At 63.2% G+C, this 15,408-nt stretch carries 10 protein-coding genes; 7 read left to right on the plus strand and 3 right to left on the minus strand.

Going from position 1 to position 15,408, the window contains the following annotated elements:
* On the minus strand, positions 1 to 602 hold a 602-nt coding region (locus B3C1_RS17545), incomplete at its 3' end, for a LysR family transcriptional regulator (protein WP_008486470.1).
* A gap of 84 nt (positions 603 to 686) precedes the next feature.
* On the opposite strand from B3C1_RS17545, the gene B3C1_RS17550 reads away from it, so the two are divergent.
* Entirely contained in the window at positions 687 to 1,466 is a 780-nt protein-coding gene (locus tag B3C1_RS17550; protein WP_008486471.1) for an NAD(P)H-dependent oxidoreductase, read from the plus strand.
* A 57-nt stretch (positions 1,467 to 1,523) separates the two neighbouring features.
* Here B3C1_RS17550 and glyS read toward each other — a convergent pair whose 3' ends face one another.
* Positions 1,524 to 3,593 (minus strand): glycine--tRNA ligase subunit beta, encoded by a 2,070-nt coding sequence (gene glyS, locus B3C1_RS17555; protein ID WP_156804622.1) that lies wholly within the window; start codon positions 3,591 to 3,593, stop codon positions 1,524 to 1,526.
* On the minus strand, positions 3,590 to 4,501 hold the full coding sequence (gene glyQ / locus B3C1_RS17560) for a glycine--tRNA ligase subunit alpha (RefSeq protein ID WP_008486473.1): 912 nt from the start codon (positions 4,499 to 4,501) through the stop codon (positions 3,590 to 3,592). The genes glyS and glyQ overlap by 4 nt, the downstream gene beginning before the upstream one ends.
* Positions 4,502 to 4,932: 431 nt before the next feature.
* Here glyQ and B3C1_RS17565 point away from each other — a divergent pair, with 431 nt between their 5' ends.
* Genes B3C1_RS17565 through B3C1_RS17590 form a run of 6 tightly spaced genes read left to right on the plus strand, consistent with a single transcriptional unit; the run spans position 4,933 to position 15,406 of the window.
* Positions 4,933 to 7,935: a hypothetical protein gene (locus B3C1_RS17565; RefSeq protein WP_008486475.1), complete on the plus strand. Its 3,003-nt coding sequence runs from the start codon at positions 4,933 to 4,935 to the stop codon at positions 7,933 to 7,935.
* Positions 7,932 to 9,617 (plus strand): hypothetical protein, encoded by a 1,686-nt coding sequence (locus B3C1_RS17570; RefSeq protein ID WP_008486476.1) that lies wholly within the window; start codon positions 7,932 to 7,934, stop codon positions 9,615 to 9,617. Before B3C1_RS17565 ends, B3C1_RS17570 begins: the two co-directional genes overlap by 4 nt.
* Positions 9,614 to 11,458, plus strand: a complete 1,845-nt coding sequence (locus tag B3C1_RS17575; RefSeq protein ID WP_156804621.1) for a hypothetical protein — start codon at positions 9,614 to 9,616, stop codon at positions 11,456 to 11,458. Before B3C1_RS17570 ends, B3C1_RS17575 begins: the two co-directional genes overlap by 4 nt.
* 36 nt (positions 11,459 to 11,494) lie before the next feature.
* Positions 11,495 to 13,105 (plus strand): hypothetical protein, encoded by a 1,611-nt coding sequence (locus B3C1_RS17580; RefSeq protein WP_008486478.1) that lies wholly within the window; start codon positions 11,495 to 11,497, stop codon positions 13,103 to 13,105.
* Positions 13,098 to 13,616, plus strand: a complete 519-nt coding sequence (locus B3C1_RS17585) for a hypothetical protein (protein WP_008486479.1) — start codon at positions 13,098 to 13,100, stop codon at positions 13,614 to 13,616. Before B3C1_RS17580 ends, B3C1_RS17585 begins: the two co-directional genes overlap by 8 nt.
* Entirely contained in the window at positions 13,613 to 15,406 is a 1,794-nt protein-coding gene (locus B3C1_RS17590; protein WP_008486480.1) for a hypothetical protein, read from the plus strand. Before B3C1_RS17585 ends, B3C1_RS17590 begins: the two co-directional genes overlap by 4 nt.
* Positions 15,407 to 15,408 lie beyond the last annotated feature (2 nt).

The following is a 15,408-nucleotide window of genomic DNA, read 5'->3' on the forward strand; positions in this document are numbered from 1 at the left end:
GAAACCATCACATGCTCCAGGCGACAAAAGCGGTCCATATCCAGTGGCTGCCGCAGCTGGGGGTGGTCTTGGCGCCCGGCCAGCACATAGTGTTCGGTAAAAAGGGTGCTGCTCTTCAAGCCTGGAGGAGCGCCATCGGCGGTATGAAAGGCCAGTTCCAGCTCGCCACTCTCCATGCTGGCCGCCAGAGTACTGGGTTTGACCTGGCTAACGGCGATGCGGCACTGAGGCGCCTGGCGCAAAATGGAGGGTAGGGCCCGGCGCAAAATGGTGGCTTCGCCGTAGTCGGCGGCGGCGAGGCGCCAAGTGCCTTTGGCGTTGGCCGGGTCAAATTCCCTGGCCGGCTGTACAGCTTGCTGCAAGGCAGTTAACGCATCGGCCAAGGGCAGCTGAAGCTGTTCGGCCAGTACCGTCGGCGTCATCCCTCTTGGGCCCGGCAGCAGCAAAGGGTCACCGAACATCTCCCGCAGTTTTTTCAGCTGCACGCTGACAGACGGCTGCGAGAGATGCAGGCGCTGGGCGGCGCGGGTAACGCTGCGCTCTTTAAGCAGCACATCCAGCGTCATCAGCAGGTTAAGGTCTAGACCCTGGAAATTAATCATGGCTATGGCTTGTATAGTGGCAATTCATTTTCACTATACCCGAGCCTTGCTCATCATGGCGGTTGTTACGTTGAGGAGTTCGCCATGAAGGTCTTAGTGATTTATGCCCACCCTGAAGCGTCGTCCCTGAACGGGGCGCTGCGTGACCATGCATTGCAGCACCTGCGTAAGGCAGGGCATGAGGTGCAGCTTTCCGATCTGTATGCCATGAACTGGAAGGCGACGCTGGACGCCGCCGATTTCCCGGAGCGGGACCCAAGCCAGCCTTTCCACGCCTCCCTGGACTCCAAGCTGGCTTACGCCAATGGCAGTCAAAGTGCCGATATCGCGGCCGAGCAGGCCAAGCTGGAATGGGCGGATACGGTGATCTTCCAGTTTCCGCTGTGGTGGTTCTCGGTGCCGGCGATCTTGAAGGGTTGGTTCGACAGGGTCTACGCCTACGGCTTTGCCTATGGGGTAGGCGAGCATTCCGACCATCATTGGGGTGACCGTTATGGTGAAGGTAAGTTTGCCGGTAAAAGGGCCATGCTGCTGGTCACAACGGGTGGCTGGGCCAGCCACTATAGCGCTCGGGGCATCAATGGGCCCATCGACGATATTCTGTTCCCCATCCAGCACGGTTTGCTGTTCTACCCGGGGTTTTCGGTATTGGAACCAATGGTTGTCTATCGCACCAGCAAGGTGGATGAGGCGCGCTACGGTGAGCTATGCAATGAACTGGAGGTGCGTCTCGATACCCTGCAAAGCGCGCCGGTCATACCCTACCGGCGCCAAAACCACGGCGACTATGCCATTCCGGCCTTGGAGCTCAAAGACCATATCAAAGGCGGTGAAGGCGGCTTTGCCATCCACCTGGCCGACTAGGTTTCACGTGAAACAAAAAAGGCGCCTTGCGGCGCCTTTTCTTTTTAGGCTTTCGCCTTATTGCAGCACGGAGATGTCCGCCACCTGCAGGAACAGGCCACGCAGGCGACCCAGCAGGGCCAGGCGGTTCTGCTTCAGGGCGGCATCCTCGGCCATCACCATCACGCCGTCGAAGAAGGCGTCCACCGGCTCACGCAGGGCGGCCAGGGCGGTCAGGGCAGGGGTGTAGTCACCGGCCGCAAAGAGCGGCGCCAATTCTTCTTCCAGGCGGCTTACCTCGGCGAACAGAGCCACTTCGGCGGCTTCCACCAGGCGCTCTTTGACAACCGCTGTAGGCAGCTCGCCGTCCACCTTGGACAGGATATTACCCACCCGCTTGTTGGCGGCGGCCAGGGCCTCGGCGGCGTCCAGGGCACGGAAGGCGGACACCGCTTTCACGCGCTGGTCAAAGTCCACCGGCTTGGTGGGGCGGCGGGCCAGTACGGCGTTGATCACGTCGCCGCCAAAGCCTTCGTCCTGGTACCAGGCCTTGAAGCGGCCCAGCAGGAATTCCAGCACGTCTTCTTCCACCTTGGCGTTGCTGACTTTGCTACCCAGCAGGGCCTTGGCTTCGCGGATAAGGTCAGTGAGATCCAGCTTGAGGCCGTTTTCCTTGATGATGCGCAGGGCACCCAGGGCGGCGCGGCGCAGGGCGAAGGGGTCCTTGTCGCCTTTGGGGGCTTGGCCAATGCCAAAAATGCCCACCAGGGTGTCCAGCTTGTCGGCCAGAGCCACGGCGCAGGACACCGGGGCAGAGGGCAGGGCGTCACCGGCAAAGCGGGGCAGGTACTGGTCTTCCAGGGCCTGGGCTACCGCTTCGGGCTCACCGTCCAGGCGCGCATAGTGCATGCCCATGGTGCCCTGGGTGTCGGTGAACTCCATCACCATCTGGGTCATCAGGTCGCACTTGGACAGCAGACCGGCGCGCTGGGCATCGCTTACATTGGCACCCAGTTCGGCAGCGATAAAGCCGGCCAGGGCGCTGATGCGTTCAACCTTGTCGCGAAGGGTGCCGAGCTCCTTTTGGAACAGCACGGTCGCCAGGCTGTCCAGGCGGTCGGAGAGCTTGTGCTTACGGTCGGTCTTGAAGAAGAACTCGGCGTCGGCCAAACGGGGGCGCACCACCTTCTCGTTACCGGCGATGATCTGCTGCGGGTCCTTGGACTCGATGTTGGTCACGAAGATGAACTTGTTGAGCAGCTTGCCGTCGTTGCCGTAGACCGGGAAATACTTCTGGTCACCCTTCATGGTGTAGACCAGGGCCTCCGGGGGCACGGTCAGGAACTTCTCTTCAAAGCTTGCCACCAGCACCACCGGCCATTCCACCAGGGAGGCCACTTCTTCCAGTAGGCTATCTTCCAGATCCGCCTTGCCACCCAGCTCCTGGGCCTTGGCTTCGGCGGCGGCCTTGATCTTGGCCTTGCGGCTTGCAAAGTCGGCCAGCACCTTGCCTTTGCTTTCAAGGTCACTGAGGTAGTGGTCGGCATGGGCCAGCTCGAATTGGCGTTCGCCCATAAAACGGTGGCCACGGACGGTGCGGCCAATAGTGATGTCCAGCACGGCGCCGTTAATCAGCTCATCGCCGTACAGAGCGGTGATGGTGTGTACCGGGCGGATAAACTGGGTGCGCTTGGCGCCCCAACGCATGGGCTTGGGAATGGGCAGCTTTTTCAGGGCGCTTTCCACCATGGCGGGCACCAGGGCTTGCACCGGCTGGCCTTTGACCTGAGCCTTGTGCAGCAGCCATTCGCCCTTGTCGGTGACCATGCGGCCAGCGTCCTTGATGTCGATACCGCAGCCGGCGGCCCAGCCCAGGGCGGCCTTGGTGGCGTTACCTTCGGCGTCGAAGGCGGCCTGCACGGCGGGGCCGCGCTTTTCCACTTCCTTGTCGGGCTGCTGGGCAGCCAGGGCCTTGACGGTCAGGGCCAGGCGGCGAGGGGCGGCGTGCCATTGAATAGCATCAAAGGCCAGCTCGGCTTCGGTCAGCTCGGCGCCCAGGTTGGCGGCAAAGGCTTCGGCCAGGGTACGCAGGGCCTTGGGTGGCAGCTCTTCGGTACCGATTTCTACCAGTAGGTTCTGGGGCATTATTTTGCCTCCTTGCACATGGGGAAGCCCAGCGCCTCACGGGCGGCATAAAAGGCTTCGGCGCAGGCCTTGGACAGGGCGCGGACCCGCAGAATGTAACGCTGACGCTCGGTGACCGAAATGGCGTGGCGGGCGTCCAGCAGGTTGAAGGCGTGGGAGGCTTTCATCACTTGCTCATAGGCCGGCAGCGGCAGGGGCTTTTCCAGGGCCAGCAGGGTTTGGCACTGGCGCTCGCACTCGTCAAACACCTGGAACAGGAAGTCGACATTGGCGTGTTCGAAGTTGTAGGTGGACTGTTCCACTTCATTCTGGTGGAAGACGTCACCGTAGGTGATCTTGCCCAGAGGGCCGTCGGTCCACACCAGGTCGTAGACCGAATCCACGCCTTGGATATACATGGCCAGACGCTCAAGGCCATAGGTGATCTCGCCGGTAACCGGGCTGCATTCTAGGCCGCCCACCTGCTGGAAGTAGGTGAACTGGGTCACTTCCATGCCGTTGAGCCACACTTCCCAGCCCAGGCCCCAGGCACCCAGGGTGGGGGACTCCCAGTTGTCTTCCACGAAGCGAATATCGTGCACCAGGGTGTCGATACCCAGAGCTTCCAGTGAGCCCAGGTACAGCTCTTGGATGTTGTCCGGAGACGGCTTGAGCATCACCTGGAACTGGTAATAGTGCTGCAGGCGGTTGGGGTTTTCACCGTAGCGGCCGTCGGTAGGACGGCGGGACGGCTGCACATAGGCGCTGGAGATAGGCTCCGGGCCAACGGCGCGCAGGAAGGTCATAGGGTGGAAGGTGCCGGCACCCACTTCCATGTCTAAAGGCTGGATCACGGCGCAGCCTTGGCGGGCCCAGTAATCCTGCAAGGCGAGGATCAGCCCTTGAAAGGTCTTGAGATCGTAATTTTGCATGTTCTTGGCGTCTTCGCTGATTTCGCGGCAGAAAGAGCGCCAGTATACCGCGATCTGCGTACAAATTTGGAGCACAAAGCCCGCCGTATTTCAGCTCTCGGTCGACCTTGCCGTTTAACAAGGTAAGAGGCCCCGCTTTGATGTTATCCTTCGGCCTCGCGGCGCCATGACGGTGCCCACCCGGCACACCTTGCGGGCTTAATCAAAGCTCGGACGATAGGTGTGAGTACTCACTTCCCTGCGAATATTTGTACTGCTGTATCGCATGAAGCGACAAAGGACGTTGCCCAAGAAAGGCCCCGCTTTCCCCTCGCCTTTGACCCGGCCCAGCCCCTTGGCTGGCAGGCCGGCGCGTCCCCTTTTCCCCAGCCCTTGCTTGGCGTGCAGCCCTCGGCTTGCTGCCTACTGCTGCTCTCTAACAACCTAAACATATGAATAAACTCGATAAATACCGCCTGATCCCCTTGAGCCCCGAGGACCCGGCCAGCCTGGCAAGTGCCCTGGCCCAATACCGCCAGCTGCTGGACGACAATCTGGCCTTTCGCCAGGAACTGATGCCGCTGTTCGACGTGGAGTTTGTGGCCGAGGGGCCCGGCCGGCAGCGTCGCCTGCAGCCCAGTGATGCCGGTGCCAAGCAATCATTGCTGGACCATGCCCTGATGGTGGTGAGGGGCATCGCCCCGGCCCAGGTAGCAGAAGGGGACGCGCCCTACATCAGCGAAGCCATCGTCTTTGCCGCCGCCCTTGGCCACCCAAGCTTGCAAGAGGCCCTGGTGGAGACGGCCAAGGCCATGGTGGCCCATGCCAGGCGCCGCAATGATTCGGCGGACCTGTACCTGGACGACGAGCACTTGTTCGGCCTGGAAGCGCTGTTTATGTTGGCCTTGGTGTATCCCGAGACGGCCTGGCTGCTGGCCAGCTTTTACGTCACCCATTGGGACACCGAACATGAAGCCAGCCACCGCACCTTGCTACCGCTGCTGTTACAAGGCAATGGCTGGACCCCGGCCATGCAGCGGGCCTATCTCTACTGCGACAACCCCCAGACCCGCCGTGCCTTCCAACAGCTTGACTCGGTGCCGGACTTGGCCGACCACCTGCTGGCCCACCCGGAGCAATACCCCGGCTTTTGCGACGAGCTCATGGCAAGGCTGCAGGCCCAGCCGCTGCTGAGTGACCCCAGTGCAGGCAGCTACAGCGACCTGGCCCCGGTGCTGGGCTTTTTCCATACCCTGAGGGACACCTGGCCGGTCCAGGCCGACCCATATGACCAGGAGGCCTGGCGCGACCAAGTCAACCAGCTGCCCTTTATGGGCCAGAGTCTGGAAGAGGGGGCCTTTGGCCTTTACCAGCGACTCAAGGCCCGCAGTAACAGGCCCTTGGTGGTCGATGCCCCGGCCTACGACGAGCAAAACGAGGATGCCCCAGGCCAGGCCCACTTCACCCCGGCCCTGCACTTTTTCAGCGGTCTTGAACAGGGCCAACAACTCAGGGCCTATATCCTGGGGCAGCTGCACGGCCAAGGGGCTGAGCAGCTGTTGGCCAAGCTGGCGCCGGTGCCAGTGGCCGAGGCCGCCCACAGCGACCTGTTCCTGATGGCCCTCTATCACTGGCTGGAGCCGCCTTTTGGCAACGACCAGCTGGTGGCAGTCTTTCCCCACTACTTTTGGGACCTGCTGGAGGATTGCCCCGGCGGCCATGACCAGGCGCTACGGCTGCTGGATCTGTTCTGGCGTTTGCTGGGGCGGCCGCAGTTTCCCTATGCCTTGGCAGACGGCCTGGCCAACCAGCTGGAGCTGCTGAGCCTGGCGGATTTTTACCAGCGTTACGAACAGGCACCGGCCGAGGCCGACCAGCAGCTGGAGGCCTTCTGCGAGGATTTTGAAGAGCTGGGGGAGGGAGACTGGGAACGGATCTCCGCTTTGGACCAGCAAAGCCGGGCCACCCAGGCCCTGCTGGCAGCTGAGCAATGGCCTCAGGAAAAGGGCGCCTATGTCTACGGCGCCTGGTGCGCCGCCCGGCTGGATATCGCCGAAGGCAGCGCGGAACGCATCAGTGCCTGGCTGGACCATCACCTGATGGCGCACCTTTGCGAGGGCCTGGCCGACCAGGGCCTGGAGGCCGTGGTGCAGTACCTGACCGAGGCCAACCCCGGGGACTTTGACCCGGCCCGCCACGGCGCCATGGTGTCGCACCTTCAAAGCCTGGGGCCCTTGTCCCAGCAGGCGTTTGCCCAGCTTTGCCTAGGCTGGCCGGCGGACCTGGGTATCAAGCAACTGTTCTGGCTGCAAAGGGCCCACTGGATGATGCGGGTGCCCAAACGCCTGGCGCTGCTGGTGCACCGGCTCTGGGCGCTGCTGGTGGAGCTGGCGCCCCAGGTACTGATAGGGGCGGTGGCCAAGGACTGCTGCGGCGAAGACGAGACGGCGCCGGGGCAGGAGCAAAACCTGTACCGGATGCTGGGCAAACTGGGGCTGGGTGAGCTGGAACTGCAAGCGTTCGCCCTGTGCCACGACCGGAAAATGGCCTGTGAGCAGGTTGCCGACCCCCTCTATTGGCGCCGTTACCTGGCGGGGTTGGCGCAGCTGGGACAGGGCCTGGCTGGGGGCGGCCCAGCATTGCTGGCCGACGAAACAGGCCTGGCCCTGGTCGCCGCCCTGCGCCGCCGCCAGGACGGCAGCCACCTGCAATTACTGGCCGATCTGCGGTGCTGTTACCCACAGCGGCCGCTACCGGATTGGCATACCGCAGAATTTCGCCAGGCGCTGGGTAGCTACCTGGCTCGCCATTGCCTGCCGCAGCAAGTCCCGAACCTTGGGCAAATCGAATCCCAAGTGCTGGCCTATTTGGACGGCCAGCAGCCCTTGGCGCCGGTGCAGCAGCTACTGGCAGAGGCCCTTAAGGCCAAGCTGGAGGCCGGCTTCGACCCCTTCCTCTTTATCCTGCTGGAGGATGCCAAGAGCGAACGTCTGCTGACCCTGCTGCTTAACCACGATAGTGGGTCGGCCAAGCATTTTCTCCATCGCGCTCGCTTGGAGCGCTGTTATGTCCACCAGCTGCTGCTATCGGGCGCCGTGGCCATGGCCGAACGCTGGCAGCACCCGGCCATAGGCCATGCTCGCCACGGTGACCCGGCTCTGGGCTGGGCCCTGCTGGAAAAGTCAGCCCTGTGGGCCTTAGCCATGCTGCAACGGCTGTCAGTGCCGGCGGGCTTGGCCATCGCCCTGGCCCTCGATTACCCCTTGACGGATCACCTGCGCGGCCAGGCCCAAAAGGGCCCGCTGCCCAACCTGGTGCCCTTCCTTGGCACCGAACAGCGCCTGGCCCTGGTGCAGCTGCTGGGCAACTGCCCCGGCATCCGCAGCCTGGCCGACGACCCCTCCATCGAAGTACGCAGCCGGGTGCAACGGCTGCTGGAAAAGGACCCTTCATGAACGCAAACAACCTGATCCTGCACAGGCCCAAGTACCAGGACAGCCCCCATCTGCAACTGCTCAGGCCCCTGGCCGATGGCCGCCAGGAGCTGCTTTGGCACCGGGACATGCCCGCCGGCGGCCGGGAGCTGGTGCTGGCCGCCTTTTATGACGACAGCCACTTTGTGGCCGCCGAAGAATCTGGCCGTATCTACCAGGGCAACCTGGCCGGGGAACTGACCCTGGTGGCCGAGCTGCCGGTCAAGGGTATTTGGGGTGGCGCCTGGCTGGACCTGGCGCGCCAGCGTTTCTGGTATGCCGCCGAACTGGACCTGGACGGCAGCGACAGTTGTTGCCTGCGGGGTTGGTCCTTGGCGGATTGGCAGGTCATTGCCGATATCACCCTGCCCGATTACACCCCCACCCAAACCCTGACCGGCCGCAGTGACGGTGCCTTGTTGTTCTATCGCCACCGCGCCAACAAGGAGCATGGCTTTTACTGCGTCGACCCGGTTAGCGGCCAATGCCGGTATCAGCCCCTGGCCAGCAAGGCCATGCCGGACCTGATGTACCCCATGAACAAGATTGACCTCTGTCCGGTCCGTGACCTGGCGCTGCTGCCGGCGGTGGACCAGCTGCCCATAGAGGGCCGCTGGTCCAGGGTTAGCCTTGGTTTTCAGGTGCAACTGGTGGACCTCAATAGCTTCGAGGTGCGCTGGCATCAGACCCTGCGCCAGTTCCCCCTGGCCGAGCTGGACGACGGCGATGACCTGTTGGCCTTGGCCAAAGGCAAGGACCGGGACGCCGAAGACGCCCTGGAATACTTTGTGGAGAAACTCAATGGCCTCCGCTTTTGCCCGGGGGAAGACGCCTTCTGGGTGCACTGGGCGGACGGGCGGCTGCAAAAGGCCAGCCTGGACCCGGCCCTGGGGACCCTGGCCCGTTATCGCCTGGTGGAGCAGGCCGAGGCCCTGGCTGGCCGCCCCCATCCGCTGGCTGCATTCGGCTTCAAGAACTACGACTACCCCCTGCTGGAAATGAACGGCTGCCTGCCCTTTATCGACTTCAAGGGTGTTGGTGTAGCGGTGCTGGACAGCCCCCTGGCAGAGCCACAGGACGGCTGGTTGCCTATTCCCCGCAGCCCCTGCGCCGCCCCCGAGCAGCTGGCCAGCAAAGCCGGGCTGGCAAGCCTGGCACAGAGCGCCAAGGTGATTATCGACCTGGACTACCTGGTGCTGGCCGAATGCCGCCTGGCGGCAGCCGAGCAGCTGCGGGACCTGGCTCGGGACCTGGGCAGCCATATCAAGGGCCGGCGGCTGGAACTGCGCTTTTGCGACAAGGACGACCGCCAGCGCAATGAGGCCGAGTTCGTGCAAATGGCCATTGCCGACCCCGGCGTCGCCGAAGTACTGGCCGAAGCGGTGGACCTGTTCAGCGGCCACCCCGAGGCGCCCTTTGTGCGCAGTGGCGACAGCAAGGCGGCCCTGTCCGACACAGTGCTGGCCCTGGCTGGCCTGGGTAGCCGATACCTGCCGGTGATCGCCCGCTACCTCAACGCCATCGATGCCGAGCACTGCGCGCAGTTTCACGTGGAACATACCTTGGTGTTGCTGCACCAGCAGCACCAAGAGGGTGCCTTGCCTGGCGCCGCCTACCACGACTTTATCCGGGCCTTACCCTGGCCCTTCAATGGAGAAGAATGATGCCCGGTAACTGGATACTCAAGAACATCAAGCTCGACTACCTGGGCCAACATCAGGTGCAGGTGATTGACCCGGCGGGCCCGACCTTGCTGTGGCAATGCGAGCTGCCGGATACCGGCGACGGCGAGCTGGCCCTGCTGGCCCCCTTGGACGGGCAGCGCTTTGTGGCCCTGCACAGCTCGGGCCGGGTCTTTACCGGCCAGGTGGCACAGCGGCAGCTGGCCGAGTTGGCCAACCTGGGGGTCTCCGGGGATCTGGGGGCCTGGCTGGACCAGGCCAAAGGCCTGTTGTGGGTGGCGGCCCGCCATCGCCTGCAAGGGGCCAGGCACAAACAACTGCTGGCCCTGAACCTGGACTCCGGTGAGCTGGCCATGGCCTTTGACCTGCCGGCATTCGACCTGGATCTCAATACCCTGCAACCCTTGAGTGCCGGCCGCTTCGGCTTTTACGGCCGCAACGACAAGGGCGGCTATAAATTTCGCCAGCATTGGCTGGGCACCTTGGATAGCCGCAGCGGCCAATGGCAACAGCAACTGCTGGACAGTAAACCCACCCCGGAAGAGGTCAGCATCCGCCGCCAGCGTTTTATCGACCAGGGCAGGGCGCTGATGGTGTTGCCGGGGGCCGACGGCATTCAGGCCCAAGGCGAGGGTTTTGAATATCCTTTGTCCCTGTTGAACCTGGATCAGCCCGAGGGCAGCTGGACCCGGCCGGTACGGCTACTGAGCGCCGCTGCCATGGACAACGACATGGGCGATATCGAGGCATTGGCCCGCATTGCCGGCGGCCAGATCAGTTCCAGCGACAACGGCGACTGGATGACCTTCCTGGTGTGCCTGACAGCGGTGGGTTTCTGCCCCGACCAAGACGCAGCCTGGTTGGGGTGGCAGGACGGTGCCTTGCAGAAGGTGTCCCTGGCCGGTGAGCGCCTCTCGCCGCTCTTTTACCTGCAAGAAGACGGCGATAGGCGCCAGCCCGAACGTATGTGCACCAAGGCCATCTCCCATATCCAGGTGCTGGCCGGTGAGGGCCTGGTGCTGGGTGTGGGTGAGCACGACGATTTCAGCTACTGGCAGGCCCAACCGCAAGACAGTGCGGCTCCCGCCACCCTGGCCGAGGCCGAGCAAAATCGCCAGCCCCTGGCCTGCAGTGCGTACCAGCCCCCGGCCTTGGCCGTACCGCCAGCCTTGGCGGCCCTGCCCAGCGCCAGCGGCTGCGTCACCATCAGTACCAGTGACCTGGAATCCGACGCCGGCTGCCTGGGCGCCCTTCGTCAGCTCAAGGAGCTGATGGGGCCTTTGCAGCAACAGCTGCAACAGGCACCGGCCAAGGCAGGGATGCTTGGCAAGCTGCTGGGCAAGAAGGCGCCCGCCACAGCGGTACGGCCACTGTACCTTGCCTTTTGTGACAGCCTGGGCCGTTGCCAGAGCGACTATCAATTCCTGGCCACCGCCCTGCACACCGAGGGTGGCCCGGCGCTGATGGCCGAGATCTTGGCGGCCTTTAGCCGCTGGCCCTTTGCCAGCCAGCTCTGCGGTGGCAAAGGCGAGCCGCCCTTTGCCGAACTGGCCTTCTATTTAAGCGAGCACCATGTCCAGCATCTGCCGGTTTTGGCCGCATATTTTAATGGCATAGGGGGTGGTGAAGGGGTTCATCCTTACCACATCAACCGCACCCTGGCGGTGTTAAACGACGCCTATGCCGGCACCCCCGAGCTGGCCGCCTTTCTGGCCGCCGTCCCCTGGCCCTACAACGACCCGAGCTTCACCCTGGCGGAGCGGGACGAATATGACGAATGGGATGACGACGAAGACGATGATGACTGGGACGACGCTCGATAACTCGTTGCCAAGCCAGCAAAATAAGGAGAGATAAAGATGGATCTATTCCCAGGCCCAGCGGACAAGGGCGCAGACTGGCTGGTAGCCGCCGACTACGAAAAAGGCACCCCGATTTTGCACCTGCTGCGCCCGCGCAGCGAGGTGGAGGGCGGCGGCAGCGAACTGCTCTGGTACTGCGAGCTAGAACGCTGCCAAGGCTCCGTCAGCCTCTGTGGCTGGGCGGGGCAGGCCGCCGTCTTTGCCGACCAGTACGGTTGCTTTTACCTGGTGGATTTTGAAAGCCGCCAGGTGCGCTTGCTCAAGCAATTCCAGTTGGGCTTCATGGACGCCAAAGGGGTAGTGAGCAGCGACGGCAAGGCCTTGCTGGTGCTCTTTGAGAAGGGCCGGTGCCATTACCTGCAGCGTATTGGCCTGGACGGTGAGCTAACGCCGGCCGTGGAACTGGATCTTTATGATGATGACGCCTTCGGTGGCGGCTTCGACTACCGGGATGAAGACGAACCCTACTTCAGTATCTCCCTGCAGCATCGCCTTTATCCCGGCCCAGGCAACAGCCTGATCCTGCACGGACTCGACGACGACTACGACGACGAAACCGAACAGGACTTTTGGTTCCAGTACCTGCTGCGCCTGGACCTGGTAGAGGGTCAGCCGCGCTTTCGGGTCTTTCCCCTGGCCACGCCCCCTGCCGACTGGGACCCGGAACCCGGCGTTATTGCCGTCAGCCCGGCCCGCAGCCTGGCGGCGGTACCGGTATTGGGGGAGGCGGCCTTGGGTATCGAATGGGTGTCGCTGGATGATGGCCAGCGTTCGGCCCCGGTCTGGGTGCGCCCCCTGGATGAAAACGGCCTGGAAAGCCTCAGCACCAGCCTGTTCAGCACCGAGGAAGAGGCCCTGTGGTTAGGCTGGGGATACGATGGTGTCAGGCGCCTGGCCTTCGATGGCCGCCTGACCTCGCCGCTCCTGCAGGCCAAAGGTCAGTTGATTGGCGCCGGGGCGCAGCTGACCTTCGACTGCGCTTATGCCTTTGCCCGTACCAAGCTGCCGGCCTGCACCGCTTCGGCCTTGGATGAGGTCCAGCCCTTGGCCCTCGAACCCCAGGACTGGCGCCATAACTGGCAGCTGACCCAGGCCCAGCGAATGGCCCTGTCTGGCCTTGGCCAGAATCTTATCCGGGTTGAAAGCCTGGCAGAACCGGCCCAGCAACGAGCGGCATTGCAGCAGTTGGTTGCTTTGACCGCCGACTGCCGGGCCGTCAGCCGGGGCAAGACGTTGCTTTTCCTCTTTGCAGATCAAGACCAGCAATGGGGCGAGGAAGCGTTTTTCAAAGCAGCGGCCAAGCAACCCGGCGCCTTGGCGCTGATGGCCCAGGTGCTGGAACACTTCATTGCCACCCCAGGCAGCGATGGCTTGGAAGGGCTGTACGGCCAGCCGCCCCTGGCCGACTGCGCCTTGCAACTGGGCCTGCAGGATGCCGCCTACCTGCCCCTTGTCTGCCGCTACCTCGAAGCCTTGGACAACGACCATGACGGCTTCTTTGTCGGCCAGGGGGACGGGCTCTACCAGTTGCAGGTGCGCCACCAGGGGCACCCGGCCTGGGCTGTCTTTGACGCGTCCCACCCTTACAACGAGGCGGACGATGAATAAGGGGCGGCGTTACCTGACCTTTGGCGCCCTGATGGTAGCAGCCGCCCAGTTGGCCGGTTGCTACGCCTACCACGGCCCCAACTACCGGCCCCCGGCCGGTGACCGCAAGGACTGGGTCTATGTGGAAAAAGTGGCAACGCTGCGCACCCAGGCCGAACTCAACCAATACCAGCTGCAGCTGACCCGCAAGCATTGGCTGGGGGATCCGGACCGGCCCTCGGCCCAGCCTTCCACCCTGGGCCTGTTTCGCCAGGGCCAGGCCGGCGGCCAGACCTTCTCCGATCGCGACTGGTACGGCTATTGGCGCTTTGACCCAGTCGGTTGTGTGCTGCGCCTTTATGACGACAAGGGTCGTCTGGTCAGCACCCTGGCCGGCCAGGCCAAAGGGGAGGGCACCTTGGCCTACGTGGTTACCGACAGCAAGCAAAGCGGCCTGGCCCGGCAAACCTTTTTCACCCAGGACCAGGGGCTGCGCTGCCTCCCTAGTCCCGCATCCAAGGAACACCCATGAATTTTTTTGCAACGCCAGACCCGGACCGGCTGGTTTACATAGACCCTGAAGAGGGCGCTCCCCGGGTGCACCATCTGGGCATTCGCCCCCAGGACCAGGGGGGCGATACCGAACTGTTATGGGCCACCGCCCTCAACGAGGCTCAAGGCATCACCCAGGTGGTGGGCTTTTTCAATGGCGTGGACCACAAGGGCCGCTGCGCCACCCTGCTCTGCAATGACGGTGGCCTCTATCTGCTGGACTTCGACAACCAGGCCCAGGAGTTGGTGCACCATTACCGGCTCGATTACTGCCGGGCCCAGATCCTGGCCGACGGCGCCACCCTGGCGGTGCTCTGGGAAGACCAGAACGCCCATTGCCACAAGGTGGACCGCTGGCAATGGGGCGACGACCAGCAGCTCTACCGGACAGGGCGCTTCCAGGTCGAAACCCCCGAGGGCTACAGCATTCGTTTTCACGATCCGCTGCTGGCCGGCCCCGGTACCAGCCTGGTGCTGCATTGTTCTCGGGAAAACCGTAACAGCGGCCGCACCTGCCAGTCCCTGCTGCGCTTCGCCTTGCCTCAAGACCGTGACGGCGGTGTCGTCAAGGCCAAGGGCCTGGCCCAAGGGCCCGATGCCCTGGGATGGCGGGAAGCGCCCCAACGGTTGGCCCTGGACCCGGCCCTTGGGCTGCTGGCCTTGCCATCGGTCAAGGTACCGGTCACAGAGCAGGGGGATTTTCTCTACCAACTGGACATCATCGACCTACATCAGGGCCAGCGGGTGGCCAGGTTACCGGTGCGCCAGTTCAGCCCCCAACAGCTTCATGCCAACCGGTTCCGGGCCGCCGAGCGGGCCGAGGTTCTCCAGCGCCTGGCCGCCGGCACCCTCGAAGAAGAGCAGGATTGGGAGAAAGGCCAGGAATACCTTGGGGAGTTCTTGGCGATCCTGCAAAGCCTACGCTTTTGTCCGGGTGAGGAAGCGCTTTGGCTCTGTTGGGACGGGGGCCTGGTACGCAAGGTGTCCTTGGACGGCCAGTGGCGCTCGCCCCTCTATGTGCCCGAGCAAGCCGAAGACGAAGAAACCCAGCTGCTGAGCCTGGGCCCCGAACTGCTGCTGGACGATTGGCAGAGGTTCACCAACCTGACCCCGGACCCAGCCAGCCACCCCGGCAGTCGTCGCCAAAGCGCCAGTGCCGAGCTGCAGGACATAGTGCCGGTCAGCCTCAATTGGCAGGGGTGGGAGCAAAACTGGCAGTTGGATGAGGCCCAGCAGCGAATGCTGGACCGCCTCGGCAGCACCCTTATCGAGACCAGCGACCTGTCATCACCGGTATCCCTGGGCTTTGCCGTAAAGCGGTTGGCGGTCAAGGCTGAATTTATCGAAGACCTCTGTTTTGGCAACAAGCTGCGCCTGACCTTTACCGACGGTAAGGAAGACTGGGACGAAGCGCGCTTTTTCGAGGCGGTGGTGCAGGTGCCGGGTGCCCAGGCCGATATGGCCGAGATCCTGGAACGCTTCATCGCCTACGACGGCTCCGACAACTGCTTTTGTACCAACTACCGGCCGGCTTTGGCCGATTGTGCCTTGCAGCTTGGGCTGGCCGATGCCAAATGGCTGCCCCTGGTGGGGCGCTATCTCAACGCCATAGACCCGGACCACGAGTGCTTCTTTACTAACGAGGGGCTGGGGCTGTTGGCTGAGCGCCACGGCCATGAGCCGGGCTGGCCGGCCTTTTATGCCAGTGTGCCGTACCCCATAGCCGGTGACGATGGCTACGAGGATGAGGAATACGAAGAGGATTACTAAAA

This window comes from Gallaecimonas xiamenensis 3-C-1, assembly GCF_000299915.1.
Classification (GTDB): Bacteria; Pseudomonadota; Gammaproteobacteria; order Enterobacterales; family Gallaecimonadaceae; genus Gallaecimonas; species Gallaecimonas xiamenensis.

Bases quoted from the DNA above. Each gene is read 5' to 3' on its own strand.
- B3C1_RS17585 (WP_008486479.1), top strand. From the start codon at position 13,098: ATGAATAAGGGGCGGCGTTACCTGACCTTTGGCGCCCTGATGGTAGCA.
- B3C1_RS17565 (WP_008486475.1), top strand. From the start codon at position 4,933: ATGAATAAACTCGATAAATACCGCCTGATCCCCTTGAGCCCCGAGGAC.
- glyQ (WP_008486473.1), bottom strand. From the start codon at position 4,501: ATGCAAAATTACGATCTCAAGACCTTTCAAGGGCTGATCCTCGCCTTG.
- B3C1_RS17570 (WP_008486476.1), top strand. From the start codon at position 7,932: ATGAACGCAAACAACCTGATCCTGCACAGGCCCAAGTACCAGGACAGC.
- B3C1_RS17590 (WP_008486480.1), top strand. From the start codon at position 13,613: ATGAATTTTTTTGCAACGCCAGACCCGGACCGGCTGGTTTACATAGAC.
- B3C1_RS17550 (WP_008486471.1), top strand. From the start codon at position 687: ATGAAGGTCTTAGTGATTTATGCCCACCCTGAAGCGTCGTCCCTGAAC.
- B3C1_RS17580 (WP_008486478.1), top strand. From the start codon at position 11,495: ATGGATCTATTCCCAGGCCCAGCGGACAAGGGCGCAGACTGGCTGGTA.
- B3C1_RS17575 (WP_156804621.1), top strand. From the start codon at position 9,614: ATGATGCCCGGTAACTGGATACTCAAGAACATCAAGCTCGACTACCTG.